This is a genomic window from Lentzea tibetensis (assembly GCF_007845675.1).
In the GTDB taxonomy this organism is placed as follows: domain Bacteria; phylum Actinomycetota; class Actinomycetes; order Mycobacteriales; family Pseudonocardiaceae; genus Lentzea; species Lentzea tibetensis.
Genome location: NZ_VOBR01000005.1, coordinates 315,471 through 341,565 on the forward strand (window position 1 = coordinate 315,471; position 26,095 = coordinate 341,565).

Genomic DNA, 26,095 nt, shown 5'->3' on the forward strand with positions numbered 1-26,095 from the left:
TGACGTTGGAGGACTCGACGATGCTGTCTTCAGCCGCGCGGCGGTGCGCGGTCGGGCTACTGGCGCTGACTCTGTCAGCCGCGGTGGCACCGCAGGCCGTCGCGGACAGATCCGGTGCGGCGTGGCCGAAAGCCGAGGTCCGGGTGGACAACGGCGTGGTGACACTCGGGGTGAGCCGCGAGGGCCGGACGGTGCTGGAACCCGGACCGCTCGGCGTGGTCACCGAACGCGCCGACCTGTCGAAGGACCTGAAGCTGGTGCGGCGGACGTCGCGGCAGGTGTTCGAGCAGTACACGGCGACGACCGGCAAGGAGCGGCGCCGCACGGTCCAGCACCGCGAGGACCGCTACGTCCTCCAGGGCGCGGCGCGGCTGGACGTGGTGGTGCGGACGTCCGCGGACGGCGTCGCCTACCGCTACGAGCTGCCCCAGAACACCGGTGCCGTGCTGAGCGAGACCTCGGCGTTCGTGTTCCACACGGCGGCGACCGCGTGGCTGGCGAAGTACCGGCGCGACTACGAGAACCCGTTCGTGCAGACCACGGCCGGTGCGACCGAGACGGCCGAGTACCTGCACCCGGCGTTGTTCGAGGTGGCGGGCTCGTACGCGCTGCTCACCGAGTCCGATGTGGACGGACGCCACTCGGGTGCGCGACTCGTGCACACGGCGGGCTCCGGCGCGTTCCAGGTGAAGTACTGGGACGAGAAGGTGCTGGTCGACGGGCCGTGGACCTCGCAGTGGCGCACCGCGATCATCGGCGACCTGGCGACCGTGTCGGCGTCGACGCTGGTAGACGACCTGGCGGCGCCGTCGCGGGTGCGCGACACGTCGTGGATCAAGCCGGGCAAGGTGTTCTGGAGCTGGCTCGCGGGCGGCCGCGAGGCGGGGCAGAGCCTGGCGCTGCAGAAGGAGTACGTGGACTACGCGGCGGCGCACGGCTGGCCGTACGCGCTGGTCGACGCGGGGTGGTACTTCGACCCGAACTGGGACTACGACCCGGCGTGGGAGAAGACGAGCTGGATCCCCGACCTCGTCGCGTATGCCAAGGCGCGCGGCGTGAAGATCCACCTCTGGGTGCACTACGACGAGCTGGACACCGCGGCGGAACGGGCCACGCGGCTCGCGTTGTTCGAGTCGTGGGGCATCTCCGGCCTGAAGATCGACTTCATGGACTCCGACGGCCAGGACCGGTACCGCTGGTACGACCAGATCCTGCCGGAGACCGCCCAGCACCACCTGATGGTCAACTTCCACGGCTCGACGATCCCGCACGGCCTGCAGCGGACGTGGCCGCACGTGATGACCATGGAGGCGGTGCACGGCGGCGAGAAGTCGAGCGGGCTGACCGGCCAGCACCTGACGGCGTTGCCGTTCACCCGCAACGTGGTCGGCTCGATGGACTACACGCCGATGGCGTGGCACCGGCCGAGCCGCACGTCGTCCGACGCGCACGAGCTGGGGCTCGCGGTCGTCTACGAGTCGGCGCTGGCGAACTTCGCGGGCAAGCCGGCCGACTACGCGGCGCGGCCGCTCGCGGAGCGGTTCCTCGACCAGGTGCCGACGACGTGGGACGAGACCCGGTTGCTGAGCGGCCGTCCCGCCGACCACGCGGTGTTCGCGCGGCGCAGCGGTGACCGCTGGTTCCTCGGCGGCGGCTACGCGGGCGCGGCGCGAACCGTGCAGGTGCCGCTGTCGCTGCCGTCCGGCCGCTGGCTGGTGGAGATCGTCCGCGACGGGCCAGCCGGGCTGGTGCGCGAGCAGCGGACCGTGCGGTCGGGCGACGCGCTGACCTTGGACGTCAAGGACAACGGCGGTTTCGCGGCGATCGCGTGCCGGGCCGGTGCGCGCACGTGCGACGAGCCGGTGCGCCGGGTGCCCGCCACGACGGTGACCGCGTCCGCTCGCGGCTTCGAGGTGACCGGCACGTTCAAGGCGGACGAGGCGGTGTCCCGCGTGTCGTTCGCGCCGCGCGTGCCCGCTGGGTGGTCGCTGTCCGGAGCACCGGTGACCGCGCCACGACTGGTGGCCGGCGCGTCGATCTCCGGCAAGTGGACCGTCACGCCGCCCGCCTCACCGTCCTCGTTCGGCTACTTCGACGTGCCCGTCGTGGCGTCGTTCAACGGCGGCGTCGAGGACGAGAAGACGGCGCGCGTGCACCTGGTCAAACCGCTCGAGGCCGGCTGGTCGTACGTGAGCGACAAGCCGTTCCTGACCGCGGTCGGCGGTGACGGACCGGTCGAGCGCGACCTGTCGAACGGTGGTGCGGCGGCCGGTGACGGGCGTGGCATCGCGGTGCGCCGGGCGACGTTCGGCAAGGGCATCGGGACGCACGCGTCGTCCGAGGTGACCGTGGCGCTGGACGCGCGGTGCACGTCGTTCGCGGCGTCGGTGGGCGTCGACGACGAGGCCGGGCTGGACGTGGCGCGGCAGCGGGTCGGCGGCACCGTGTCGTTCCAGGTGCTCGGCGACGGCGTGGTGCTGGCGGACACCGGTGTGCTCGGCGTGCGGACGCCGGTGCGCGATCTCGCGGTGGACGTGTCCGGCGTGAAGGTGCTGACCCTGCGGGTCGGCGACGGCGGTGACGGCACGCAGAACGACCACGCCTCGTGGGGCGACGTCAGGGTGCGTTGTTCGCCCAGCGGAGCAACGGCAGCATCGAGCTGACGAGGTCGCGGCCTCGTTCGGTGAGGGCGTACTCGACGCCGGGAGGCACGGTCGGGAAGACCGTCCGCTCGACGTAGCCCTCGTCCTCGAGGCCGCGCACCGTGTAGGTGAGCATCCGCTGGGAGATCCCGGTGATCTCCCGGCGGAGCTCGTTGTACCGGTGCGGCCGCTGGTGCAGCAGGCACACGACGACCATGCTCCAGCGGTCGCCGATGCGGCGCAGCACCGGCGTCACGGGGTGGTCTTCGGGCGGGAACACGAATGTGCCTCCTTACGCGGGCGCGCTCGTGGTTCCAGGATGCCTGACATGGGGAAGAAGACGATCGTGATCGCGGGCGGCACCGACGGCATGGGGCGGGCCGTCGCGCTCGACCGGATGGCGCGCGGCGACGACGTCGTCGTGATCGGCAGTTCCGCGGAGAAGGGTGCCGCGCACCCGTGGAGGTTCGTCCAGGCGGACCTCAGCTCGGTCGCCGAGGTGCGGCGGGTGGTCCGCGACATCGGCGACGAGTTCCCGTCGGTCAACGCGTTGCTGCTGACGGCGAACCGGATCGAACGGCACCGGCGCGAGACGCCGGAGGGCCTGGAAGCGACGTTCGCGCTCTACTACCTGAGCCGATACCTGCTGGCGCACGGGCTACCGGTCACCGACGTGATCATCTCGGTGTCCGCGCCCGGCATGCGGGTGGGCCGGATCCACTGGGACGACCTGCGGCTGACCCGCCGCTGGAGCCGGGTCCGCGCGCAGCTCCAGGCTGGCAGGGCCAACGACCTGCTCGGGGTCGCGTTCGCCGAGGAGACCGGTGGCCGGGTGCCGTTCGTGATCTACAACCCGCGCTTCACCGCCACCGACGGCGTGCTGCGCGCAGGCGGGCTGGTGCGGCTGCTGGCCCGCGTGGCGGCCAGCCCGGTGGTCGAGGTGGTCGCGCCGCTGGTCGAGTGGATCGACGATCCGCCCGCTGTGCCGTTCGCCGCGTTCGACCGGAACAAGCCGGTCGACATCGGGCTGCGCACGTTCGACCCCGCCGACGCGCGGCGGCTCAGCGAGGTGTCGAAGCGGTTGAGTACAGGTCCAGGAACAGCTCCATCGCCTCGTTGACCGCTTCGAGGTCGTCGGTGGCCACGAGGTCGAGCAGCAGCCCGCGCGAGACGGCGAGGGCCAGCCGTGCGCTGGCCCTCGCGCGCTGCGGCGTCATCCCCTGGCTGAGACCGAGTGCGACGAGCGCGGGCAGCCAGTCGTCGACGATGCCGTCCAGCAGTCCCGTCTCCCCCAGCCTGCCCTGCGCGGCCTGCCCGTAGAGCTCGAAGAACAACCGCTCCAGCGGCCGCAGCTCCGGCGAGGTGAGCCGCTTCCAGAACAGCCGCCCCATCTCCTCGGGCGGGCAGTCGGCGAGGTCCGCGAGCGCGGCCTTCTGCCGGGCCTCGACCTCGCGGACGACGTCGACGAGCAGCTGCTCCTTGGAACCGAAGTGGTAGATCAGCATCCGGTGGCTCGTGCCGACGGCCGCCGCGATCCCGCGCAGCGTGACGTCGCCCGACCCGCCGGACGCCAGGTGGCCGACCACTGCATCGAGCAACCGTTGCTTCTGCATGTACCAGATGGTACATGTACCACATGGTACAGAGAGTGGACGTCACGGTGCGCTCGGCCGCCGCGCCGAGCGAGGTGTACGCGTACGTGCGCGACGGCGCCACCTGGCCGTCGTGGACGTCGCTCGAGTCGTTCGAGCTGGAGAAGGGACCCGAGGACGTCGGTGGCGTCCGCGTGTTCCGGCGCAAGAACGTCGTGAGCCGCGAGGAGATCGTCGAGCTCGTGCCGGACAAGCGACTCAGCTACGTGTTGCTGTCCGGGTTGCCGCTCAAGGGGTACCGCGGGTTCGTCGACCTCGAACCGGACGGCGGCGGCACGCGGATCCACTGGTACTCGTCGTTCGAGCCGAAGGTGCCTGGCACCGGGTGGCTCTACCGGATCGCGCTCCAGAAGATCATCCAGTCGTTCGCGACGGGCCTGGCCGCTGTCGCGGAAGGTGCGGCGTAGTACCCGATTGTGGGCTTGGCAGCGGATCCAACGGCTGCGAATGATGATTCCCCGTGAGTTCGATTGGGATCGTCGGAGCGGGTCAGGCCGGCATCGTGCTGGGCGCGGGTCTGCTGCGCGACGGGTTCGACGTGACGGTCTACTCGGACCGGACACCCGACGACTACCTGCACGACCGGGGCCGCCCGACGGCCTGCCTGTGGGGCGACCAGGTCGTCGCGGAACGCGAGCTCGGGCTCGACTTCTGGGACGACACGGCGCCCGCGATCACCAGCATCCACCTGGACCTGTGCCTGCCGGACCCGATGATCGCGTTCTCGATCAGCGCCGGACTGCGGGCACCCGCGCTCGCGGTGGACCAGCGGCTGAAGTTCGCGCACGGCATGCGCGCGCTGGCCGAGCGCGGCGCGCGGATCGTCGTCGACCACATCTCGGCGCAGAAGCTGGAGAAGGTGGCCGCGGAGCACGACCTGGTGGTCGTGACGGCCGGGCACCGCTCGCTCGGCGACCTGTTCCCGCGTGATGACGCGCGCAGCGTGCACACCGAGCCGCGGCGTTCCCTGTTCATGATGAACGTCGCGGACTACGACCTGTCCGCGCGGAGCGAGCACGCGGACCTCGCGTTCTCGTTCATGCCCGGCGTGGTGGAGCTGTTCTGGGTCCCGTTCCTGGACAAGGACCGCGGCGTCACGCGCAGCATCGTCGTCGAGGCGGTGCCGGGCGGTCCCGCCGACCGGTTCAGCGACGTGAAGACCGCCGACGAGGGCCTGGACGTGTTGCGGGGCCTGGTGCGCGACCTGCTGCCGTGGGAGTCGGACTTCCTCGCACCAGCGCGGCCGACGTCACCGGTGACGTGGCTGAACGGCTCGGTCGTGCCGATCGTGCGGCAACCCGTTGACACGTTGCCGTCCGGCAGGCACGTGCTCGGACTCGGTGACGCCGTCGTGCTCAACGACCCGCTCGCCGGCCAGGGCGCGAACAACGCGACCCGCATGGCGACGTTCTTCACGTCGCGGATCACCGCGCGCGGCAAGGACTTCACAGCCGAGTGGCTGGCCGCGCAGTTCGACGACTTCTGGGACTACGGCAGGCACGTCAACGACTTCTCGAACGTGCTGCTGGAGCCGCTGGAGCCGTTCCAGCAGGAGCTGCTGCTCGCCGCGTCGCGCAACCAGGAGATCGCGGGGTGCGTGTTCGAGGGGTTCAACGACCCGGCCAGCTTCACGCCCTGGTTCACCGACCGCACGCGGGCGCGCGGGTTCCTCGCCGACCACGGCGTTGGACGGTCTTCGGTGCTGCGCTACAAGCTCGACGTCGCGTGGAAGGTGTTACGCCACAAGGTGTTCGGTTAGCTGCTTGACCGCGGCCCTGCCCGCCCGGTTCGCGCCGACCGTGCTCGCGGACGGCCCGTAGCCGACGAGGTGGACGCGCGGGTCGACGACGACGCGCGTGCCGTCCACGACGATCCCGCCGCCGGGTGCGCGCAGGTGCAGCGGCGCGAGGTGGTCGAGGTCGTGCCGGAAGCCGGTGGCCCAGAGGATCACGTCCGCGTCGAACGTCTCGTCTCCCCAGACGACGCCGGTCGGCGTGATGCGGTCGAACATCGGCCTGCGGTCGAGCACTCCGGCGCGGATGCCTTCCCGGACCTCGGGCGTGAGCGCGAGCCCGGTGACGCTGACGACGCTGGTGGGCGGACGTCCCGCGCGCACGGCCTCGTCGACCATCGCGACGACCGCGCGGCCGTACTCGTGCGTGAACGGGCCCTCTCGCCACACCGGCGGCTTGCGCGTGACCCACCGCGTCTCCGCGGCGTGCTGCGCGATCTCCAGCAGCTGCTGGACGGCCGACGCGCCGCCACCGACCACGACGACCCGCTTGCCCGCGAACTCCTCGGGTCCGCGGTAGTCGGCGGTGTGCAGCTGGCGGCCGCGGAACGTCTCCTGGCCGGGGTAGTGCGGCCAGAACGGCCTGCGCCACGTGCCGGTCGCGTTGATCAGGCCCTTGGCGAGCCACGTGCCGCTGTCCGTGGTGATCCGCAGCCGCTCGCCTTCGTCGGTGACCGTGCGGACCTGAACGGGCCGCACGACCGGCAGGCCGAACTCCCGCTCGTAGCGGGCGAAGTAGGCGGGGATGACGTCGCTGGCGCGCGCGTCGTCGTCGGGCGGCTCGAACTCCATGCCGGGCAGGTCGTAGATGCCGTGGACGGTCTTCATCCGCAGCGTGTCCCACCGGTGCCGCCACGCGCCGCCGGGCCCGTGCTCGGCGTCCAGCACCACGTGGTCGACGTCGTGCCTGCGCAGGAAGTACGAGCTGGACAGGCCAGCCTGCCCCGCTCCGATCACGACGACGTCCGTCATGATGACTGCAACCTGTCACTGTCGTGATTTCTGCCCGAATGTGAGCGAGAAGTCAGCGGCGGTCGGTAACTTTCCACCCGTGAAGGTCTTCCGCACTCTGGCCACGGTCGCGACCGTGGCATCCGTGGCCATGCTCACCTCAACCATGCCCGCGGGCGCCGACCCGCGCGCCGAGATCGCGCCGGACGCCACCGCGGCGTTCGCCGTGTTCGACCGCACGACGGGCCGCACGACGCTGGCCTACAACGAGCACAAGCAGATCCGCTCGGCGTCGATCGTCAAGATCCTCATCGCACTGGACTACCTGGAGACGCGCGGCCCGTCCGCGGAGATCCCGGAGGCCGACCTCAAGCGGCTGGTGCCGATGCTGCGCTCCAGCGACGACAACGCCGCCTCCGAGCTGTGGGTGCAGGAGGGCTGGGAGAAGATCGTCGAGCGGATGGTCGTCAAGCTCGGCCTCGAGGACACCGCACCGCCCGTCAACGTCGGCTTCTGGGGTTACACGGCGCTGAGCGCGTCGGACGTCGTCAAGATCTACCGGTACGTGCTGGAGCAGGCGCACCCGAAGTTCCGCGACTTCATCATGGGCAACCTGCACGAGGCGACCAAGTGCGCCACGGACGGGTTCGACCAGTCCTTCGGCATCCCCAGCGCGGTGCCCGGTGAGGTGGCGTTCAAGCAGGGGTGGTCGCGCTTCGGCGACACGCCGCCCCGTCCGTGCGTCGAGCCGCAGAAGCCGCGGACCGACCTCGGTGCCGCCGAGGACGGGCCCGTGACGCGGTCCGGTGCCGCTGCCGACATCGACCTGACCAGGCCCGCCATGCACACCAGCGGGACCTACGGGAAGAAGGACCGCAAGATCATGGTCGTGCTCACGCTGGAGCCCGAGGGCACCACGTGGGACGTCTCGACCGAGCGGATCACGAAGCTCACGCGCGCCGTCTACCTGGCCGACCGCCACGCCGACTGACAACTCGCCACTCGCCATGAGGGGAGCTTTCACAGCGGTCAACGCTGGGAAAGCTCCCCTCATGGCACAGGTCACAGAAATACGAACGGCAGGTTCGATGTTGCTCGTACTATGAGCCGACTTCGTGACATCCCGCTGTCCGTTCTAGACCTGGCCCCGATCACCTCGGGGTCGGACGCGACGACGGCCCTGCGCAACACGCGCGAACTGGCCCAGCACGCGGAGACCTTGGGCTACACGAGGTACTGGGTCGCCGAGCACCACAACATGCCGGGCATCGCGAGCTCGGCCCCCGCGGTCCTGATCGGCCACATCGCGGACGCCACGAAGACGATCAGGGTCGGCTCGGGCGGCGTGATGCTCCCCAACCACCCGTCGCTCGTGGTGGCGGAGCAGTTCGGGATGCTCGAAGCACTGCACCCCGGCCGCATCGACCTGGGCATCGGCCGCGCACCCGGTACGGACCAGCGCACCGCCAAGGCACTGCGCCGCTCGGAGGCGGGCCTGTCGGCGGAGGACTTCCCGCAGCAGCTGACCGAGCTGATGCAGTACTTCAACGGCACCGCGGAGATCGCGGCCGTCCCCGCGACCGGCATGAAGCCCCCGCTGTGGCTGCTGGGCTCGAGCGGCTACAGCGCGCAGGCGGCCGGCGTGCTCGGCCTGCCGTTCGCGTTCGCCCACCACTTCAGCGCGCAGAACACGCTGCCCGCGCTGGCCCTGTACCGGAAGCACTTCCGTCCGTCCGAGGTGCTGAGCGAGCCGTACGCCATGGTCTGCGCGTCGGTCGTCGTCGCGGACACCGACGAGCACGCCCGCTGGATCGCCGGTCCGGGCGCGCTGTCGTTCGTGCGGTTGCGCCAGGGTCGTCCCGGTCCGCTGTCGAGCCCGGAGGAGGCCGCGGAGTACCCGTACACCGAGATCGACCGCCTGGTGATCGAAGACCGGATGACCACCCAGGTGATCGGATCCCCCGAGACGGTCTCCGCTCAGCTGGACCGACTGCTGGAGGACACGGCCGCCGACGAGCTGATGGTCACGACCATCGTCCACGGGCACTCGGACCGCCTCCGTTCCTTCGAATTGCTCAGCGGTCTGGCCGAACGGACGCCGCAGCTGGGCCGTTCAGCCGTACGTACGTGAGTCGGCCACGCGGGAGCTTCACGTTTCGCACGTATGGCGTTGCTCTGAACGGGTGATAAACGGCTCCGCTTGTAGCGCGGGGCACACCCTGCGCGATGATCGGTGTGAGCGCGCACGCCCCCCGACGCGCTCCCTAACTTCTCAACACGGCCGCCGCCGCGGTCGGCGTGGGTGCCGCCACCACCGTGTGGCGCCGCCCACGCCGACATGGCCCGCCCATCACGAGACGGCCACGGCCCGGCACCCATTCGGCTCCAAGGGCCGGTTTTCGTCCCCAGTTCACGCTCCGCACCGTCATCGTTGACGGGGAGTCGTGACGCCCGCCGCCGGGGCGGGAAGGGGGAGTTCGTGAAGTTCGCCGTGAAGGCCGCGGGCCTGTGCCTGCTGTTGGCCGTGGCGGGATGTGCGGGCCCCAGTGTTGCGGTAGCCCCCGATGAGAACCCAGCTGTTCTGCAGCGCGCTGAGCCGCGCGGTGGTTTCGCCGACTTCGGCACCCAGCGCGTGTGGGCCAGCGGCCTCTCCATCACCGTGGGACCACCCCAGTCGCTCAAGCCGAGTGAAACCGCTTTCCCGCAGGCGGCCAGGACCGCTGTGTTCACGGTGACCGTGTTCAACGGCTCGAAGGTGACGTTCCGCCCCTCCCAGCTGTCCGTGCGGGCGCTGGCGGGCGGTCAGCCGACTCCTGAGCTCACCGACTCCGTGCAGGGCCTCAACGGCCTCGCCGCGGCCGTGCGAGAGCTCCAGCCGGGGCAGGACACCAAGCTGACGCTGGCGTTCGCCGTCCCCGAGAACCCGGTCGACCTGCGGCTGACCGTCCTACCTGGTGGACCGGGACAGGACACCGCGACCGACTTCGAGGGCCAGGCGTAAGTTCTAGCGCCATGAGTGATCGCCTCTCACCCGGTGACCAGGCGCCGGCCTTCACGCTGTCCGACAGCGAGGGCAAGCCGGTGTCGCTGTCGGACTTCCTGGGCAAGTCCGTGGTCGTGTACTTCTACCCGGCGGCATCGACGCCCGGCTGCACCAAGCAAGCGTGCGACTTCAGGGACAACCTGTCCGTGCTCGGCGAATCCGGCTTCGAGGTGCTCGGCATCTCCCCGGACAAGCCCGAGAAGCTGGCGAAGTTCGCGGCCGAGGAGGAGCTCAACTTCCCGCTGCTGTCCGACCCGTCGCGCGAGGTGCTGACGGCGTGGGGCGCGTTCGGCGAGAAGCAGAACTACGGCCGCACGGTCCAGGGCGTCATCCGTTCCACGTTCCTCGTCGGCCCCGACGGCAAGATCGTCAAGGCCATGTACAACGTCCGCGCCACGGGTCACGTCGCCAAGCTGCTGCGCGAACTTCCTGCGTGATTCCCCAGGTTGTCGCCGCAGGTCTTGCGGCGGCAACCCTTTCCCCCAGTACTCTCGTCCGCGGGCGGAAGACCCTCTCAAGCAGGGACTCTTCATGCTCAAGTGGATTCTTCTCTCCATCGCCGTCGGCGCGGAGGTCTTCGCGACCCTGTGTCTCAAGGCGTCGAACGGTTTCACCAAGCCGCTGCCGATACTCGGCGTCGCGCTGGGTTTCGCCGTCGCCCTCTACCTCGAGTCGGTGGTGATCCGCCTCGGCCTGCCCGTCGCGATCACCTACGCGATCTGGGCGGGCGCGGGCATCGCGCTCGTGGCGGTGGTGAGCCGTGACCCGCTCAACCTGGCGATGGTGTCCGGAATCGTCCTGATCACCGCGGGCGTCTGGGTGGTTTCCGTCGCACAGGCCAACGCCTGACCGATAACGTCGCGCGGGTGGGGTTGGAGATCGCTGCCGGCAAGATCGGTCAGGCCGTCGCGCAACAGGCTGCTCGAGCCTGGCTGGCCAAGCGCCGCAAGGACCGCGACCGCACCGCCTCGCTGGCCGAGCTGGCGGCCGAGGAACTGGCGAAACCCCACCAGCGCGCGAGGCTGGAGCACCTGGTCGAAGGCATCGGCCACCAGGTCACCGAACAGCTGGAGCCCGTGCTCGAACGCTGCGGCTCGTTGCCGGACAACGAGATCGAGGCCGCGCTGACCGCCGTGCTCGACGCGCTGCGGGAGATCGACCTCTCCGACGACGCGCTGCTCGCCGACGACGCCGACCCCGAGGTGCTGGCGCGCCGGATCCGCAGGCAGATCCCCGCCGAGAACGGGCCTGCCGTCCGCCTGTACGACCTGGCGCTCGACCAGGCGTGCCGGTACCTCGTGCAGGTCGTCCGCCAGCTGCCGTCGTTCCAGCCGCGGGCGCTGGCCGAGGTGCTGAGCCGCGCATCGGCCCAGACCGCGCAGCTCGACGAGATCCTGGCACGTCTCCCCCGCACGAGCCTGCACGCGCCGCAGGGCACCAGCACCGACGACGAGTTCCGCGACGAGTACCTGCGCTACCTCGCCGCGTCGCTGGACCGCCTCGAACTGCTCGGCCTCAGCATGAAGAACCGTCCGAAGCTCGCGCTGAGCGTCGCCTACCTGAGCCTCACGGTGTCCGGCACAGGCCGCGGGAACCGCGACTGGTTCGGCTCCCCCGACGACCGCGCCCACAGCGGTGTGCGCATCGAGTCCGCGCTGCGGCACCGGACGCTGGTGCGCGGCGAGGCGGGCTCGGGCAAGACGACCCTGCTCGACTGGGTCGCCGTCACGGCCGCGCGGGCCGGGTTCACCGGCGACCTCAGCGAGTGGAACGATCGCGTCCCCTTCCCGATCCGCCTGCGCCGCTACGCCGACGCACCGCTGCCCGCGCCCGAGCAGTTCCTCGACCACGCCGCGCCGTGGCTGGCCGGCCTGATGCCGCAGGGCTGGGCGCACCGCTGCCTCCGGTCCGGCCGCGCGCTCGTGCTCGTCGACGGCGTGGACGAGGTCCCGCCCGGCAAGCGCCACGTCGTCCGCGACTGGCTGCGCGAGCTGTGCCTCGCCTTCCCGGACGCACGCGTCGTCGTGACGTCACGCCCCGCCGCGGCGGACCAGGAGTGGTTGGGGGAACAGGGATTCGCGTCCGTCCTCTTGGAACAGATGGGCCCGACGGACGTCAAGGTCTTCATCGAGCGCTGGCACGAAGCGGCCCGAGGCGCGGCCTCGCTGCCGTGCCCGGTGGACGCGCTGCCCGAAGCACAGCGCAAGTTGCTCAGCCAGCTCGACAGCCGCGAACACCTGCGCGCACTGGCCGCGAACCCGTTGCTGTGCGCCATGTTGTGCGCGCTGAACCTCGGCCGCACGTCCGAACTCCCGCGCAACCGGATGGAGCTGTACCAAGCCGCGCTCACCATGCTGCTGGACCTGCGCGACGCGGAGCGCGAGATCGCCGGACTCCTCACCACCACCGAGAAGACCGTGCTGCTGCGCGACCTCGCGTGGCGCCTCACGCTCGGCGGCCGCAGTCAGCTCCCCACGCTCAAGGTCCGCGAGCACGTCGCGCGCAAGGTCGGCTCGATGCCGAACGTCGACGCGGACCCGGACGCGATCGTCACCCACCTGCTCGAACGCAGTGGTGTCGTGCGCGAGCCCGTCCCCGGCCAGGTGGACTTCGTGCACCGCACGTTCCAGGAGTACCTGGCCGGGCAGGAAGCCATGCAGGACGGCCAGGTCGAGACGCTCGCCGGTCACGCGCACCAGGACTCGTGGTCCGAGACGATCGTCCTCGCCTGCGGGCACGGCCAGCGCGCCCAGGTCAGCGAGCTGCTCACGGAGGTGCTGGACCGCGCCGACCGCGAACCCACCCGCGCCCGGCGGCTGCGTCTCCTCGCCGCCGCCTGCCTGGAAACCATCACGGACATCGACGCCGGTGTGCACGACCGCGTCGACGAGGTGATCAGGACCAGGCTGGTTCCTCCCCGCAGCAAGAAGGAAACCCGTTCCCTGGTGACGATCGGGCACCGGGTGCTGCGCTACCTGCCGGCCTGCCTCGACGAACTGTCCGAGGCGGCCGCGGTCGCGACCGTCCGCACCGCCGCGCTGACGGCGACCCCCGAGGCGCTGACCAAGCTGGCCGGGTACGCGAACGACCCGAGGTCGGAGGTGCAGCGGGAGCTCGCCGAGGGATGGCTCCACTTCGATCCGCAGCGCTACGCCGAGGAAGTCCTCGCCGACGCACCACTGCAGCGCGGGGCGATCATGGTGAAGGCGCGGCGCCTCTTTCCGCACCTGCCCGTCCTGCAACACCTCGCCGCGGTCAAGGTGGCGGTGTCACGCGAGGACACACCGGACACCCTGAGCTTCCTCGACGACGTGCCGAGCCTGGTGCAGGTGTCGCTGTCGCTCAGAGGCGAAGTCGACCTCTCACCGCTCGGCGCCCATCCGCGACTCAGCGTCGTGGCGCTGTTCGGCGCGCGGGAGTTCACGGGTCTCGACACGATCACCGGCCTGCGCGAGCTGCGCACCGCCAACATCCACCAGGACAAAGCACTCGCCGACATCGAGTTCCTGCGCGGGACCAGGTTGGAGCACGTCTCGCTCAGCGCGGTCGAGCCGGGAGCCGACGTCAGCCCGTTCGACGGTCTGCCCCTCGACTACCTCGGGCTGCACGACTGGCCGCCCTACGACGACCTCAGCCTGCTGGCGCTGCTGCCCCGGCTCACCGACCTCGCGTTGCTCGGCTCGACCGCCTCGAGCGCGGTGCTGGGACTGGAGAGGTACGCCCCGAAGCTGGTGACGTTGCGCCTGCTCGGGCCGGTCGCCGAAGGGCTGTCCGTGGCACGCGTGCTGCCGAACCTCCGGTTGCTCGTCCTCTGGGGGAAGGGCATGACCCTCGACCTGAGGCCGCTCGAGGGTCTGCCACTGCGCATCCGGTTGGACCGGAGCGACCGGCACGTCGGGCTGGACCGGGTGACGGTCGACCGCTGGATCTAGGCGAGCTTGCCCAGGTGGGGCAGGAGGAGCCGCAAAGCCCTGCCGCGGTGCGACAGCGAGTCCTTCTGCTCCGCCGTCATCTCGGCCGAGGTGACGTCGTAGCCCTCCGGCTGGAAGATCGGGTCGTACCCGAACCCGTTCGCCCCGGACCGCTCGCGCCGAATCGTCCCCGGCCACTCGCCCCGCACGACGACCTCGTCGCCACCGGGCACGACCAGGGCCACGACGGACACGAACGCGCCGCCACGCCGCTCATCAGGCACGTCGCCGAGCTGCCCGAGAACGAGGTCGATGTTGGCCTCGTCGTCGCCGTGCTTCCCGCACCACCGCGCGGACAGGACGCCGGGCATCCCGTTCAGCGCGTCGATCGAGATGCCGGAGTCGTCGGCAACCGACGGCAGGCCGGTGGCCGCGGCCGCGTCGCGCGCCTTCGCGAGAGCGTTCCCCTCGAAGTCGGGGGCGGTCTCGGGCGCCTCTGGGAACGCGGGCACGTCGTCCAGCGACAGCACCTCGATACCGGACAGGCCCTCCGCGGCCACGATGCGCTGCAGTTCCCGCAACTTCTTGGCGTTGCGGGAGGCCAGCAGGATCCGGGTCACTTCTTCGACGCCTTCGGCTCGGGCAGCACGCCGGGGTACGGCGCCGACAGTGCCTCGGCCTGGATGCGGTTCAGCTCCGCGCACCCGGCGAGCGCCAGGTCGAGCAGCTTGTCCAGAGTGGAGCGCGCGAACGTGGCGCCCTCGCCGGTGCCCTGGACCTCGATCAGCGTCCCCAGGTCGGTCGCGACGACGTTCATGTCGACGTCCGCGCGCGAGTCCTCCTCGTAGGGCAGGTCGAGCCGGACGCGGCCGTCGACCAGTCCGACGGACACCGCCGACACCGCGCACGACAACGGCTGCGGGTCGGCCAGCCTGCCCGCGGCGCCGAGCCACGTGACGGCGTCGGCCAGCGCGACGTACGCGCCGGTGATGGCCGCGGTGCGGGTGCCGCCGTCGGCCTGGATGACGTCGCAGTCGATCACGATGGTGTTCTCGCCGAGCGCGGCGAGGTCGATGCACGCGCGCAGAGATCGCCCGATCAGGCGACTGATCTCGTGCGTGCGGCCGCCTACGCGGCCCTTGACCGACTCGCGGTCGGAGCGGGTGTGCGTCGCCGACGGGAGCATCGCGTACTCCGCGGTCACCCAGCCGAGGCCTGATCCGGAGCGCCAGCGCGGCACCCCTTCGGTGACACTCGCGGCGCACAGCACCTTGGTGTTCCCGAACTCGACCAGCACGGACCCCGCAGGCCACTGCTGATACCCACGCGTGATCCGGATGTCACGCAACACGTCATCGTTTCTGCCGTCGGTCCTCGCCACGCGCCCTACCCTAATGAACCCTTACCGGGCCATCGGCGTAGGGAGAGACATGTTCCAGACGGTCTTCGGTCTTCCGGCACATCCGCTGCTCGTGCACGCCGTCGTTGTGCTCCTGCCCCTCGCCTCGGTCAGCTCCATCGCGCTCGCGGTCGTTCCGCGCTGGCGCCAGCGCTACGCCTGGCCCGTCCTGTTCGTCACGCTGGGCGGCGTCGGCGCCGCTGTCGTCGCCAAAATCGCAGGTGAGGACTTCCAGGAGAAGCTCAAGCAGAACGGTGTCGACAACGAGCTGATCCAGAAGCACGCCGAGCTCGGCACGACCCTGCAGCTGTGGGCGCTCAGCTTCGGCGTCGCGGTCATCGCGCTGGTGGTCGCCGGGCGACTCGCCGACCGCGAGCGCAGCGCCGACGGCCCCGGCGTCACGAAGACGTGGCGGCGCATCTCGGTCGTCGTGGCGGTGCTCGTCGTCGGGCTGGCGGTGATGACGACCGTGGAGACGGTCCGCACCGGTCACTCCGGTTCGGAGGCCGTCTGGAAGGGCATCGGCAGCTGAAGCGGCGCGTCGGCGCCCTGCTTCAGGGTGCGGGTGACCGTGCACAGCTGCTCGACGGCCCTGCGGATCACCGCGAGCCGCTCTTCGTCCACACCGGACGCGTCGAAGTCGAGCACGACGGGGACGGCGTCCAGCTGGTGCGCGCCCGGCGGCCGGACGTCCGACGCGCGCGCGACGATCGGCCCGTCGGTGGTGCGGGTGATCAGCGTTTCTGCGGTCACGGCGGCGCATCCGGCCGCCGCGGCGAGCAGCAGCTCGACCGGGCTGAACGAGCCGGGCTGGTCCTTGCGTCCCACCCGGACCGACGCCCCGCGGTCGTTGGTCGCGACGAACTCGTGCTGTCCTACGCGGCGAACCTCAACTTCCATGCTTCGAAACTAGCTTGCGGACGTACTCGATCTCGCCGCACCGCTGGTCCAGCCTGCGGTTGCGCGCCTCCCAGAACGCCTTGCCCAGCTCGTCCTTGCGTTCGGCGGGCACCTCGGAGCGCGCGTCGTTGAGGATCGTCCGCTCCTCCTCGTCGAGGTGGTGGTTGGTCGCCTTGACGAGCTCCTCCAGCTTGGCCTCCCACTCCTCCGACGAGGTGTCGGCGACCTCCATCAGCGCGAGCAGCTTCTCGTTGCCCTCGTGATGCTCTTCCGCGCCGTGGTCGACCTCTTCGTTCTCCACCGCGGAGTACCGCTTGAGCGCCGGGTAGACCTCGGCCTCCTCGGCTTCGGCGTGTGCGACGAGCACGGCCGCGAGCTCGCCGAGCACCGTGGCGCGGTTCGAGGTCCGGTCCCGCAGCTCGCGGAACATCTCCTCGAAGCGGCGGTGGTCGGCCAGGATCAGTTCAACGACATCAGCCATGCCCGAGTGGTACCCGGCATCAGCCGATTTCGAACACGTCACCCTCGCGCACCAGCTCCGACGGCCCGTCGAACGCCTCGCGGGCCTCGGCGAACACGGCGTCGCGGTCCGTCCACGGCGGCACGTGCGTCACGAGGAGCCGCCCGGCTCCCGAGCGGGTCGCGAGCTCGCCCGCCTCGCGCCCGGACAGGTGCAGGTCCGGCACCCGGCCGTCGGCGTGCGTCCAGCTGGCCTCGCACAGCAGCACGTCCGCGCCGCGCGCGATGGCGTCGAGACCGGCGCACGGCCCGCTGTCGCCGGTGTACGCGAGCGACACACCGCCGGCCGAGATGCGGAAACCATAGGCCTCGCAAGGATGTGCGACGAGCGCGGACGTGACCTCGAACGGTCCGATGTGGACCGTCTCGTCGGCGAGCGCGCGGAAGTCGAAGACGTCGCAGAAGTCGAGCTCGTCGCGTTCGGCCGCGTTCGGCGCGTAGGCGGCGACGAACCGCGACGGCGCCTCGGCGGGCGCGTACACGGGGAGCCGGTCCCGCGGCGGCACCGGGTGGTACTTGCGCACGACGTACAGCGCGGTCACGTCGATGCAGTGGTCCGGGTGCAGGTGCGACAGCAGCAGCGCGTCCATCGTGAACGGGCCGTGGAGTTGTTGGTAGCGCGCGAAAACCCCGTTGCCGAAGTCCACGACGAGCCGGAACCCCTCGGCCTCGACGAGGTAGCCGGACGCGGCGGCGCCCGGTCCGGGCACGCTGCCGGAGCAGCCCAGGACGGTGAGCTTCAAGTCAGCCCCAGTACTCGAAGGACGGCAGGAATCGGTTGGCCATCTTGGCGAACGGCTCGAACTCACCCGTGCACGTGATGTGGTGCTCGGCCGGGCCTTCGCTGAACTCGTCGCGGTCGGTCAGGACGCGCACGACGTCCTTGACCGTCTCCTCGGCGCTCGACACGAGCGTCACCTGGTCGCCCATGACGATCTGCAGCACGCCGGTGAGCAACGGGTAGTGCGTGCAGCCGAGCACGACCGTGTCCACATCGGCGCGCTGCAACGGTTCCAGGTACGCCTGCGCGAGCCCGAGCACCTGGCGTCCGGTGGTGATGCCGCGCTCGACGAAGTCCGCGAACCGCGGGCACGCGGCGGCGGTCACCTGGATGTCGCGGGCGGCCTGGAACGCGTCCTGGTACGCGCCCGAGTTGATCGTGCCGACCGTCCCGATCACGCCGACGCGCCCGGAGCGCGTGGTGGCGACGGCCCGGCGCACGGCGGGCAGGATCACCTCGATCACCGGGACGTCGTAGCGCTCCCGCGCGTCGCGCAGACATGCGGCGGACGCGGTGTTGCAGGCGATGACCAGCATCTTCACGCCGTCGTCGACGAGCTGGTCGCACAGTTCGAGCGCGTGTTTGCGAGCCTGCGCGATGGGCAGCGGCCCGTACGGCCCGTTCGCGGTGTCACCGACGTAGCGGATCGACTCGGCCGGTAGCTGGTCGATGATCGCGCGCGCGACCGTCAGACCTCCCACGCCGGAGTCGATGATGCCGATTGTCACTTCGTGAGATTACCCGCGCGGTTGTCCCTCGCGACGCCCCATGCAGCCAAGATCCCGCCGATGGCGCCGAACAGATGGCCCTCCCACGAGACGCCGGGCTGGCCGGGCAGCACGCCCCACAGCGCGTACCCGTAGATCGCGAACACGACGGCCGAGATGAGGATCTGCAGCGCGCTCCGCGCGAAGATCCCGCGCACCAGCAGGAAGGCCAGGTACCCGAACACGAGCCCGGACGCGCCGATGTGGCTGGCCTCGCGGGCGAACACCCAGACGCCCAGCGCGCTGGACAGCCAGATGACGACGGTGACCTGGAAGAACTGCTTGATCCCGCCGGAGCTGGACAGGAAACCGAGCACCAGCAACGGACCCGCGTTGCCGATGAGGTGTCCCCAGTCGCCGTGGATCAGCGGATACCAGATGACGTTGTCCCACTCGCTGAAGTCGCGCGGGAGAACGCCGTCGTCCTCGAGCGACCCGCCGGTGAGGGTGTCGATCGTCTCGACGACGAACAGCAGCCCGACGAACCCGAGCACGACGAGTGCGGACAGCACCGGGTGCGGCGGAATGACGCGCTTGGAGACGTCTCTGCGAACGGCGATGGGGTCCACAGTCCCAGCGTACGTCCACCTAAGCTGTGCCGGTGGAGATCGAAGTAGCGGTGCGCACCCCGGCGGTCCTCGGCGAGGGCCCCACGTGGGACCACGGCAGCTCGACGTTGCTCTGGGTGGACATCCTGTCCAGCGAGGTGCACCGCTACGCCCCGGCGCGCGACGACGACGCGGTGCTCACCGTGCCGCAACACGTCGGCGCCGCGAAACCGCGCACGATGGGCGGCATCGTGGCGAACCTGCGCGACGGCATCGCGCTGATCGACCGCGACGGCACCCGCCGGTGGCTCGTCTACTGGGCTCGCGAGGGCGTCCGCGGCAACGACGCGGGCATCGACCCGTCGGGCAGGCTGTGGGCCGGGACGATGCGCTACGACCAGGCGGCCGACGAGGGCTGGCTCGCGCGCGTGTCCGGCGACGGGTCCGCCAAGGTGATGGTGGAGAAGGTCAACACGTCCAACGGCGTCGGCTGGTCACCCGACGGACGGCTCATGTACTACATCGACACGCCCACCCGCCGGATCGACGTGTTCGACTTCGACGACGCGTCCGGTGACGTGTCCAACCGGCGCACGCTGTGCATGGTCGGCGGGACCGACGGGTGGCCCGACGGGCTGTGCGTCGACGCTTCCGGGTGCGTGTGGGTCGCGCTGTGGGGCGGGCACGCGGTGCGGCGGTACACGCCTTCCGGCGAGCTGGACCGGGAGATCCGGTTGCCGGTCGACCAGCCGAGCGCCTGCTGCTTCGGCGGCGACGACTTCGCCGACCTGTACGTGACTTCCGCGCGGGTCGGGTTGTCCGAGGACGCCTTGGCGGCGCGACCGCTGTCCGGGTCGGTGCTCGTGCTGCCCGGTGTCGGCTCGGGAGTTCCGTCGGCGGCCTTCGCCGGCTGAAGTGGCTCGTGAAAGCCACCTCCGCCACCTGACCTCAGCTCACGCCCAGAGGTGTCCGTCCAGCCGCTCGGCGGCCTCGTCGAGCGTCCCCGCGTAAGCACCGGTGGACAGGTACTTCCACCCCGCGTCAGCGACGACGAACACGATGTCGGCGACCTTCCCGGCCACCTCGGCCTTCTGCGCCACCGCGAGAGCGGCGTGCAGGATGGCTCCGGTGGAGATGCCGGCGAAGATGCCCTCGGTCTCCAGCAGCTGGCGGGTGCGGCGCAGCGCGTCGTACGACCCGACCGAGTAGCGGCCGGTGAGCACGGACTCGTCGTAGAGCTCGGGCACGAACCCCTCGTCGAGGTTGCGCAGGCCGTAGACGAGCTCGCCGTACCGGGGCTCGGCCGCGATGATCTGCACATCGGGCTTCTCCCCGCGCAGGTACCGGCCGACCCCGACCAGGGTGCCGGTGGTGCCGAGACCGGCGACGAAGTGCGTGATCGTCGGCAGGTCGCGCAGGATCTCGGGGCCGGTGCCGCGGAAGTGCGCCTCGGCGTTCGCCGGGTTGCCGTACTGGTAGAGCATCACCCAGTCGGGGTTCTGCTTGGCCAGGTCCTTGGCCGCGGCCACGGCCTGGTTGGAGCCGCCCGCCGCCGGGGAGAACACGATGCGGGCGCCGTAGGCCTGGAGCAGCTGCTTGCGCTCGGTCGACGTGTTCTCCGGCATCACGCAGACGAGGCCGTAGCCCTTGAGCTTGGCGGCCATGGCCAGCGAGATGCCGGTGTTGCCCGAGGTCGGCTCGAGGATCGTCGCGCCGGGGCGCAGCACGCCGTCGCGCTCCGCCGCCTCGATCATGGCCAGCGCGGGCCGGTCCTTGATCGAGCCGGTCGGGTTGCGGTCCTCGAGCTTCGCCCAGATCCGGACCCGCTCGGACGGCGACAGGCGCGGCAACCCGACCAGCGGGGTGCCGCCCAGCGCGTCCAGCAGGGAGTCGTAACGGGCCACGAGGATCAGCCGCCGGCGACGGCCGGGAGGATGGTGACGTTGTCGCCGTCCTTCACGGCGGCCTCGAGACCACCGGCGAAGCGGACGTCCTCGTCGTTGACGTAGACGTTGACGAACCGGTGCAGCACGCCTTCCTTGACCAGGCGAGCCTTCAGGCCGCCGTGGTTGGTCTCGAGGCTCTCGATGACCTCGGCGAGCGTGCTGCCCTCGGCGGCGACGGACTTCTCCCCGCCGGTGTGCGTGCGCAGGATCGTGGGGATCGAGACGGTGACGGCCATTGCTGGAAACCTCCGGGAACAGGCGTGACAACTGCGGTGAGCTCAGGGCTCGATGATCTTGACCGGCTCCTCGGTCACGACTCCGTCGACAATGCGGTACGAGCGCACCTCGTGCTCGACGGGGTCCCTGGTGGAGACCAGCACGTAGTGCGCGTCCGGCTCGCCCGCGAAGGAGACGTCGGTGCGGGACGGGTAGGCCTCGGTCGCCGTGTGCGAGTGGTAGACGACCACCGGCACCTCGTCGTTGGCGTCCATCTCGCGCCACACCTTGAGCTGCTCGGCGGCGTCGAAGCGGTAGAACGTGGGCGACCGCTCGGCGTTGTCCATGGGGATGAACCGCTCGGGCGAGTCCGTTCCGGCCGGGCCGGCGATGACACCGCACGCCTCGTCGGGATGGTCACGGCGAGCGTGGGCCACCATCGCGTCCACCAGGTCACGGCGAATCACCAGCACGAGCCCATCCTACGGGCTGGCAAGAGCTGTCCCGCTCTGTGAGAACCCGCACGCACCAGCTTGTTTCAGCATTGACTTATATAAGTCCTCACTACTACTCTCGCCTGCGTGCACGCCTTCGACGTACTGGGAGACCCGGTCCGCCGGCGCATCCTGGAGCTGCTGGCGAGCGGCGAACGGGCGGCCGGCGACGTCGGGCACGACGTGCAGCGGGAGTTCGGCATCAGCCAGCCCGCGGTGTCGCAACACCTCAAGGTGCTGCGCGAGCACGGGTTCGTGCAGGTGCGGCCGGAGGGCACGCGCCGCCTCTACGCGGTGGCACCCGAGCCGCTCCAGCAGGTCGACCTCTGGCTGGACCACTTCCGGCGCTTCTGGGAGCCGCACCTGGACGCACTGGCCACCGAACTGGCGCGCGGCAAGCGCGAACGCAGGCTCAAGGAGGACGAGGCGTGACCGAACGCGAGCTGCACGACCACGAGTCCGGGCTGAAGAAGCTCGTCATCCGCCGCCACTACAAGGCCACGCCGGACGACGTGTGGGACGCCATCACCGACCCGGACCGCCTGGTCCGCTGGTTCCTGCCGATCACCGGCGACCTCCGGGTCGGCGGCCGCTACCAGCTCGAAGGCAACGCGAGCGGCGAGATCGTCCGCTGCGACCGGCCCACCGAGATCGGCCTGACCTGGGAGATGGGCGGCGGCAGCACGGACGTCATCGTGCGCCTCGCCCCCGACGGCGACGAGGCCACCGTCCTCACCCTCGAGCACTCCCCCGTCGCAGCAGACCTCATCCCCAACGCCTCGCCGCGGATGTGGGGCCTCGGCGCCGGCTGGGAGATGGGCCTGCGCGCTCTCGGCAAGCTCCTCAACGGCGAGCTCCCCGATGGCAACGCCAAAGACTGGATCGCCACCGCCAGCCAGGAGGACCTCATGGCCGCGGGCGTGGAGGCGATCCGGATCAGTGACGTGTGGACCGAGGTGATCGGGAAGTGACGTACGCCGGCGGCTGACTACCAGCCCTGCTCCTTCATCACCGGACCGCCGAACTCGTCGTCCGACACCTCAGGGCGACGAGGACGCGCAGGCGGCGCGGCAACGGGCGGCGGAGCGGCCACCTCGGGCAGCAGCACCGGCGCCTCCCGCACCACACCCTCGTTCTGCAACGGCGTGTAGACGTCGCGCACCGCGGCCCGTGCGACAGCGGCGGCCTGCTGCGCCACCTGCACCACGACGGCCGCCAGTTGACGCGGGTTCTGCTGCAGCGCACCGGGCGCGAGCACCAGGTCGGTCAGCATCCCGCCCGCGTCGACGGACACCCGCACAGCACCGTCCGAAGAGGACGCGGAACCGGTGGCCGCCACCGCCTGTCCCCTAGCCGCGGCAAGGGTTTCGTTGCGCCGGTGCACGCGGGAGTAGACGTGCGCGGCCTGATCGGTCAGCTGGGCCGCCCGCGCGTTGATCAGCTCGGCGTTCAGGTGGTCGGGAGAACTCATGCAGGCCCCTGTTCCTCATACCTGTCACCGAAAACGCCATCGTCGTAGGGACCGTCCTCGTGCCGCTTCGGTTCCGGCACGAGGTCCTTCTTGTCGGTCGGCCGCCTGTGCTTGCCCTGCGCCTCGTCGGTCATGCCGAACGAGCCGGGGTCGAACGACGGCGCCGTGATGATCACCGGACGATCCGGGCGCACCTCGGCGAGCTTCGAGCCGGACACGAACGTCGACAGCGTCGACAGCGCGTTCTCGATCTTCGCGCGCTCGACGTCGATCCCGTGGATCACGTTGACGCTCGACTTGGCCATCGACAGGCACACCGTGAACTCGCTGTCACCGTCGATGGTCTCGTTCGCGACGCCCGCGGCACCGCTGACCAGGCTGCTGAACACCGCGACCGCGACGCCGGCTCCCGCACCGCCGGTGGCGACCGTGCCGACCACGCCCGCGATGGCGCCGACCACGGCCAGTGCGATCTTCCAGCCGTCCGCACCCGCGTTGTCGATGGCCTTCAGCGTCTGGTCGATGAGGTTCAGCGCGTCGTTGCGCATGCTCAGCACCAGCGCCTGGTAGCTGCGCACGATCAGCAGCAGCGAGTCGATGCACTCGACCAGGACGTTGACCGCGTCCTCGAGCTTCAGCAGGTAGTTGCGGAAGTCGTCGGCCGCCGCACCGGTCCAGCCGTTCATGTCGAGCTGCGCACCGCCGAGGTGCTCGCGCAGGTCCTTGCCGAGCACGTACTTCGCCTCGGTGAGCTCGTCGACCATCACCTGCACGCGGTCCGGGTCGCCGCACTTCATGCACTCGAAGTACCGGCGCAGCCACTGCTCGGGCTCCGGGAAACGACCGCCCAGCGGGTCTTCCTCGCGGTACACACCGATGATGTGGCTCGCCTGGGCGTCCATGTTGCGGCACCACTCTTCGTAGGTGCTCATGCCTGACCGTCCGCCTGCCGGTAGCGGTGCGCGATCTCGCCGATCGCCCTGGCCGCGAGCTCGAGGTTCTCGACGTTGTCCCGCAGCACCCGCTGCATGAAGTCCGCCGTCGGATCCCACTCCCGCTTGACACCCTCGTACAGGTGTTCCTGCGAGCCCACCGCGACGAACGCGCCGTACGACTCGTCGACGGTCCGGTTGAGGTGCCCGAGCACCTGCGACAAGCATCGGCTCATGCCGGGCAGTCGGTTCTTCGCCAGGCTGTCCAGGTTGTCCAGCTGGACTGAGAACTGGTCCCCCATGATTCCCTCCTTCGGTCCGCGAGCCACCGTATCGGCGGCCGACGGTCACCGCAGGAGGTCGCGGAAAGCCTTCACACCAGCAACGGAGGTGGCCGCGAGGACACCCGAAACGATCGATTCCGCGAACACGTCCGCCGCCGCTGTGCACAATGCGTCGAGCGCGAACGGCCTGGGCTCGGCCAGTGGGACCGCTCCCGTCGCCAGCGCGAACACCGTGTCACCGTCGAACATGGAGTGCGCGGGACGCACCGCGCGGGCGAGCCCGTCGTGCGCGGCCATCGCGAGCCGCCTGCACTCCGCTTTGGACAGTGCGGCGTCCGTCGCCACCACGCCGATCGTCGTGTTCAGCCGGGAGCCGACGAACGGCGGCAGCTCCACGGGCACGGTGCCGAGCGACGGCAGCCACGGCAGGCCGGTCGAGCGGTCGACCACCTCGCCGACGGCGTTCACCGCGGCGAGCGCGCCGACGACGTGCTGTCCAACCCGGACCGAAGCCGAGCCGACACCGCCCTTCAGCGACCCGGTCCGCGCACCGGCGCCCGCGCCGACGCAGCCCAGCTCGAAGGACTCGGCAGCCGAAGCGCACGCCGAGTACCCGAACGACGAGTCCGGCCAGTTGCCCCACGACGACATGTCCAGGTCGAACAGCACGGCCGCGGGCACGATCGGCACGACCTGGTGCGGCCGCGGCCCCACCGGGAACCCGACGTGCTGCTCCGACAACCAGCGCATCACGCCGTCCGCGGCGGCGAGCCCGTACGCACTGCCACCGGACAGGCACACCGCGTGCACCGACGACACCAGGTTCGACGGTTCCAGCAGGTCCGTCTCCCGCGTGCCCGGCGCGCCACCGCGTGAATCGACCGCGCCGACCGCGCCGTCGCGCACCAGTACCACGGTCGTGCCGGTCGCCCAGCCCTCCTCGACGCGGGTGTGGTGACCGACGAGGACACCTGGCACGTCGGTTATCACGCCATCATCGCCTCGACCAGCGTGTCCTGCACCCAGGTCAGCCAGTGGTAGACGCCGAGGTGAGGTGAGCGCGGGTCCTCCGGCGGCAGCTCGTCCGGCATGTCCTCGGTGACGTCCAGCGCGGTGCCCAGCGCGAGCCGCACGTCGTTCAGCGACGACAGCCACGCCTCGGCCTCGGCGATCTTCAGCCGGATCTCGCCGCCGTCCGGCGCGCACGTCGACAGCACGACGTCACACGCGCTCACCTTCTGCTCCAGCAGTTCCGGCTCGTGCAACGAGCGCAGCGCGGCGGCCGAGTCGACGTCGGCCGGGTCCGGCGCGTCGGGGTCCAGCCGGTGGAAGTCCGGGAGCAGGCGGCCGAGGATCGGGTCGTCGGGCGCTGTCGACGGGCCGGTGCGGATGCCGGTGAGCTCGGCGAGCTCGTCCTGCGGTGCCTCCTCGGCGCGCGCCATCAGCATGTCCTGGATCTGGCTCACGAGACCCCGGACGACCGCTGCTTCCTGGCGGTCGAGCCTGCCGACGACGATGTCGCCGTCGCGGATCCAGCGCTTCACGAGGCCCGCTGCATCGTCGCCCACAGGCCGGCGGCGTGCAGCTTCGCCACGTCGCCCTCCACCTTGTCCTTGGTGCCCGATGTCACGATCGCCTTGCCTTTGTGGTGCACGTCGAGCATCAGCTTCGTGGCCTGGTCTCTGCTGAACCCGAACAGCTTCTGGAACACGTACGTCACGTAGGACATCAGGTTCACCGGGTCGTTCCAGACCACGGTCTGCCATGGCCGGTCCTCGGCTGCGATCTCCGCGCCGGTCGGTTCAACCTGCGTCCGCTCTTGCTCGACGGGCGTGGTCATACCGCCA

General features: G+C 70.5%; 33 protein-coding genes. 14 read left to right on the forward strand and 19 right to left on the reverse strand.

The features are described 5' to 3' along the window. Positions 1 to 20: 20 nt before the first annotated feature. Positions 21 to 2,663, forward strand: a complete 2,643-nt coding sequence (locus FKR81_RS09835; protein ID WP_146350653.1) for a glycoside hydrolase family 97 catalytic domain-containing protein — start codon at positions 21 to 23, stop codon at positions 2,661 to 2,663. Here the strand turns inward: FKR81_RS09835 and FKR81_RS09840 are convergent. Then, positions 2,617 to 2,922: a winged helix-turn-helix transcriptional regulator gene (locus FKR81_RS09840; RefSeq protein WP_222598211.1), complete on the reverse strand. Its 306-nt coding sequence runs from the start codon at positions 2,920 to 2,922 to the stop codon at positions 2,617 to 2,619. The genes FKR81_RS09835 and FKR81_RS09840 overlap by 47 nt on opposite strands. A 48-nt stretch (positions 2,923 to 2,970) precedes the next feature. Between FKR81_RS09840 and FKR81_RS09845 the strand changes: the two genes are divergently transcribed. Then, complete coding sequence (locus FKR81_RS09845) at positions 2,971 to 3,762, forward strand: SDR family NAD(P)-dependent oxidoreductase (protein WP_222598212.1); 792 nt, start codon at positions 2,971 to 2,973, stop codon at positions 3,760 to 3,762. Here the strand turns inward: FKR81_RS09845 and FKR81_RS09850 are convergent. Next, positions 3,704 to 4,255: a TetR/AcrR family transcriptional regulator gene (locus FKR81_RS09850; RefSeq protein WP_146350655.1), complete on the reverse strand. Its 552-nt coding sequence runs from the start codon at positions 4,253 to 4,255 to the stop codon at positions 3,704 to 3,706. The two genes, FKR81_RS09845 and FKR81_RS09850, sit on opposite strands and share 59 nt — an antisense overlap. 35 nt (positions 4,256 to 4,290) lie before the next feature. Here FKR81_RS09850 and FKR81_RS09855 point away from each other — a divergent pair, with 35 nt between their 5' ends. Further along, a complete protein-coding gene (locus FKR81_RS09855) occupies positions 4,291 to 4,701 on the forward strand; it encodes an SRPBCC family protein (protein WP_235921422.1) in 411 nt (136 codons plus the stop codon). Positions 4,702 to 4,754: 53 nt separating this feature from the next. Then, positions 4,755 to 6,053 carry a styrene monooxygenase/indole monooxygenase family protein gene (locus FKR81_RS09860; protein ID WP_146350656.1) on the forward strand — a complete coding sequence of 433 codons (1,299 nt, stop codon included), beginning with the start codon at positions 4,755 to 4,757 and terminating at the stop codon, positions 6,051 to 6,053. On the opposite strand, the gene FKR81_RS09865 is transcribed toward FKR81_RS09860, so the two are convergent. Further along, on the reverse strand, positions 6,030 to 7,058 hold the full coding sequence (locus FKR81_RS09865) for an NAD(P)-binding domain-containing protein (RefSeq protein WP_146350657.1): 1,029 nt from the start codon (positions 7,056 to 7,058) through the stop codon (positions 6,030 to 6,032). The two genes, FKR81_RS09860 and FKR81_RS09865, sit on opposite strands and share 24 nt — an antisense overlap. 79 nt (positions 7,059 to 7,137) lie before the next feature. On the opposite strand from FKR81_RS09865, the gene FKR81_RS09870 reads away from it, so the two are divergent. From FKR81_RS09870 to FKR81_RS09895, 6 genes are all read left to right on the forward strand, one after another. Then, positions 7,138 to 8,028, forward strand: a complete 891-nt coding sequence (locus tag FKR81_RS09870) for a serine hydrolase (RefSeq protein ID WP_235921423.1) — start codon at positions 7,138 to 7,140, stop codon at positions 8,026 to 8,028. A gap of 111 nt (positions 8,029 to 8,139) precedes the next feature. Continuing rightward, positions 8,140 to 9,168 carry an LLM class flavin-dependent oxidoreductase gene (locus tag FKR81_RS09875; RefSeq protein ID WP_146350658.1) on the forward strand — a complete coding sequence of 343 codons (1,029 nt, stop codon included), beginning with the start codon at positions 8,140 to 8,142 and terminating at the stop codon, positions 9,166 to 9,168. A 348-nt stretch (positions 9,169 to 9,516) separates the two neighbouring features. Next, positions 9,517 to 10,038: a hypothetical protein gene (locus FKR81_RS09880; RefSeq protein ID WP_146350659.1), complete on the forward strand. Its 522-nt coding sequence runs from the start codon at positions 9,517 to 9,519 to the stop codon at positions 10,036 to 10,038. Positions 10,039 to 10,049: 11 nt separating this feature from the next. After that, positions 10,050 to 10,517, forward strand: coding sequence for a thioredoxin-dependent thiol peroxidase (gene bcp / locus FKR81_RS09885; RefSeq protein WP_146350660.1), 468 nt, complete (start codon positions 10,050 to 10,052; stop codon positions 10,515 to 10,517). A gap of 94 nt (positions 10,518 to 10,611) precedes the next feature. Then, positions 10,612 to 10,929, forward strand: a complete 318-nt coding sequence (locus tag FKR81_RS09890; protein WP_146350661.1) for a DMT family transporter — start codon at positions 10,612 to 10,614, stop codon at positions 10,927 to 10,929. 17 nt (positions 10,930 to 10,946) lie between these two features. After that, positions 10,947 to 14,012, forward strand: a complete 3,066-nt coding sequence (locus tag FKR81_RS09895) for an NACHT domain-containing protein (protein ID WP_146350662.1) — start codon at positions 10,947 to 10,949, stop codon at positions 14,010 to 14,012. On the opposite strand, the gene rdgB is transcribed toward FKR81_RS09895, so the two are convergent. Together rdgB and rph are read right to left on the reverse strand one after the other, a co-directional pair. After that, complete coding sequence (gene rdgB, locus FKR81_RS09900; RefSeq protein ID WP_146350663.1) at positions 14,009 to 14,611, reverse strand: RdgB/HAM1 family non-canonical purine NTP pyrophosphatase; 603 nt, start codon at positions 14,609 to 14,611, stop codon at positions 14,009 to 14,011. The two genes, FKR81_RS09895 and rdgB, sit on opposite strands and share 4 nt — an antisense overlap. Next, positions 14,608 to 15,372, reverse strand: a complete 765-nt coding sequence (gene rph / locus FKR81_RS09905; RefSeq protein WP_146350664.1) for a ribonuclease PH — start codon at positions 15,370 to 15,372, stop codon at positions 14,608 to 14,610. Before rph ends, rdgB begins: the two co-directional genes overlap by 4 nt. A 49-nt stretch (positions 15,373 to 15,421) precedes the next feature. On the opposite strand from rph, the gene FKR81_RS09910 reads away from it, so the two are divergent. Next, positions 15,422 to 15,922: a DUF2231 domain-containing protein gene (locus FKR81_RS09910; protein ID WP_146350665.1), complete on the forward strand. Its 501-nt coding sequence runs from the start codon at positions 15,422 to 15,424 to the stop codon at positions 15,920 to 15,922. Here the strand turns inward: FKR81_RS09910 and FKR81_RS09915 are convergent. Genes FKR81_RS09915 through FKR81_RS09935 form a run of 5 tightly spaced genes read right to left on the reverse strand, consistent with a single transcriptional unit; the run spans position 15,880 to position 18,926 of the window. After that, positions 15,880 to 16,290 (reverse strand): OsmC family protein, encoded by a 411-nt coding sequence (locus tag FKR81_RS09915; protein WP_146350666.1) that lies wholly within the window; start codon positions 16,288 to 16,290, stop codon positions 15,880 to 15,882. The two genes, FKR81_RS09910 and FKR81_RS09915, sit on opposite strands and share 43 nt — an antisense overlap. Further along, positions 16,280 to 16,771, reverse strand: a complete 492-nt coding sequence (locus tag FKR81_RS09920) for a hemerythrin domain-containing protein (protein ID WP_146350667.1) — start codon at positions 16,769 to 16,771, stop codon at positions 16,280 to 16,282. Before FKR81_RS09920 ends, FKR81_RS09915 begins: the two co-directional genes overlap by 11 nt. 19 nt (positions 16,772 to 16,790) lie before the next feature. Continuing rightward, positions 16,791 to 17,552, reverse strand: a complete 762-nt coding sequence (locus FKR81_RS09925) for an MBL fold metallo-hydrolase (RefSeq protein ID WP_146350668.1) — start codon at positions 17,550 to 17,552, stop codon at positions 16,791 to 16,793. 1 nt (position 17,553) lies between these two features. Beyond that, positions 17,554 to 18,318 carry a glutamate racemase gene (gene murI / locus FKR81_RS09930; protein ID WP_146350669.1) on the reverse strand — a complete coding sequence of 255 codons (765 nt, stop codon included), beginning with the start codon at positions 18,316 to 18,318 and terminating at the stop codon, positions 17,554 to 17,556. Beyond that, entirely contained in the window at positions 18,315 to 18,926 is a 612-nt protein-coding gene (locus FKR81_RS09935) for a rhomboid family intramembrane serine protease (protein WP_146350670.1), read from the reverse strand. Before FKR81_RS09935 ends, murI begins: the two co-directional genes overlap by 4 nt. A 32-nt stretch (positions 18,927 to 18,958) precedes the next feature. Between FKR81_RS09935 and FKR81_RS09940 the strand changes: the two genes are divergently transcribed. Beyond that, entirely contained in the window at positions 18,959 to 19,819 is an 861-nt protein-coding gene (locus tag FKR81_RS09940; RefSeq protein WP_328593136.1) for an SMP-30/gluconolactonase/LRE family protein, read from the forward strand. A gap of 39 nt (positions 19,820 to 19,858) precedes the next feature. Here FKR81_RS09940 and FKR81_RS09945 read toward each other — a convergent pair whose 3' ends face one another. Genes FKR81_RS09945 through FKR81_RS09955 form a run of 3 tightly spaced genes read right to left on the reverse strand, consistent with a single transcriptional unit; the run spans position 19,859 to position 21,540 of the window. Beyond that, on the reverse strand, positions 19,859 to 20,809 hold the full coding sequence (locus tag FKR81_RS09945) for a PLP-dependent cysteine synthase family protein (RefSeq protein ID WP_146350672.1): 951 nt from the start codon (positions 20,807 to 20,809) through the stop codon (positions 19,859 to 19,861). 5 nt (positions 20,810 to 20,814) lie between these two features. Further along, positions 20,815 to 21,087, reverse strand: coding sequence for a MoaD/ThiS family protein (locus FKR81_RS09950; RefSeq protein WP_146350673.1), 273 nt, complete (start codon positions 21,085 to 21,087; stop codon positions 20,815 to 20,817). Between the two features lie 42 nt (positions 21,088 to 21,129). Further along, positions 21,130 to 21,540, reverse strand: a complete 411-nt coding sequence (locus FKR81_RS09955) for a Mov34/MPN/PAD-1 family protein (RefSeq protein ID WP_146350674.1) — start codon at positions 21,538 to 21,540, stop codon at positions 21,130 to 21,132. A gap of 108 nt (positions 21,541 to 21,648) precedes the next feature. Between FKR81_RS09955 and FKR81_RS09960 the strand changes: the two genes are divergently transcribed. After that, positions 21,649 to 21,993, forward strand: a complete 345-nt coding sequence (locus tag FKR81_RS09960; RefSeq protein WP_146350675.1) for an ArsR/SmtB family transcription factor — start codon at positions 21,649 to 21,651, stop codon at positions 21,991 to 21,993. Then, entirely contained in the window at positions 21,990 to 22,532 is a 543-nt protein-coding gene (locus FKR81_RS09965) for an SRPBCC family protein (protein WP_146350676.1), read from the forward strand. The genes FKR81_RS09960 and FKR81_RS09965 overlap by 4 nt, the downstream gene beginning before the upstream one ends. Before the next feature lie 17 nt (positions 22,533 to 22,549). Here the strand turns inward: FKR81_RS09965 and FKR81_RS09970 are convergent, their stop codons facing one another. From FKR81_RS09970 to clpS, 6 genes are read right to left on the reverse strand one after another with little or no spacing between them, the layout of a single operon-like run. Then, positions 22,550 to 23,032, reverse strand: a complete 483-nt coding sequence (locus tag FKR81_RS09970) for a YbaB/EbfC family nucleoid-associated protein (protein WP_146350677.1) — start codon at positions 23,030 to 23,032, stop codon at positions 22,550 to 22,552. Next, positions 23,029 to 23,964: a hypothetical protein gene (locus FKR81_RS09975; RefSeq protein ID WP_146350678.1), complete on the reverse strand. Its 936-nt coding sequence runs from the start codon at positions 23,962 to 23,964 to the stop codon at positions 23,029 to 23,031. Before FKR81_RS09975 ends, FKR81_RS09970 begins: the two co-directional genes overlap by 4 nt. Then, positions 23,961 to 24,266: a hypothetical protein gene (locus FKR81_RS09980; protein ID WP_146350679.1), complete on the reverse strand. Its 306-nt coding sequence runs from the start codon at positions 24,264 to 24,266 to the stop codon at positions 23,961 to 23,963. Before FKR81_RS09980 ends, FKR81_RS09975 begins: the two co-directional genes overlap by 4 nt. 45 nt (positions 24,267 to 24,311) lie before the next feature. Continuing rightward, the gene (locus FKR81_RS09985) at positions 24,312 to 25,238 is read right to left on the reverse strand and encodes a P1 family peptidase (protein ID WP_146350680.1); all 927 of its coding nucleotides are present in this window, start codon (positions 25,236 to 25,238) and stop codon (positions 24,312 to 24,314) included. After that, positions 25,235 to 25,792 (reverse strand): DUF2017 domain-containing protein, encoded by a 558-nt coding sequence (locus FKR81_RS09990; protein WP_146350681.1) that lies wholly within the window; start codon positions 25,790 to 25,792, stop codon positions 25,235 to 25,237. Before FKR81_RS09990 ends, FKR81_RS09985 begins: the two co-directional genes overlap by 4 nt. Next, complete coding sequence (gene clpS / locus FKR81_RS09995; protein WP_146350682.1) at positions 25,789 to 26,088, reverse strand: ATP-dependent Clp protease adapter ClpS; 300 nt, start codon at positions 26,086 to 26,088, stop codon at positions 25,789 to 25,791. Before clpS ends, FKR81_RS09990 begins: the two co-directional genes overlap by 4 nt. Positions 26,089 to 26,095 lie beyond the last annotated feature (7 nt).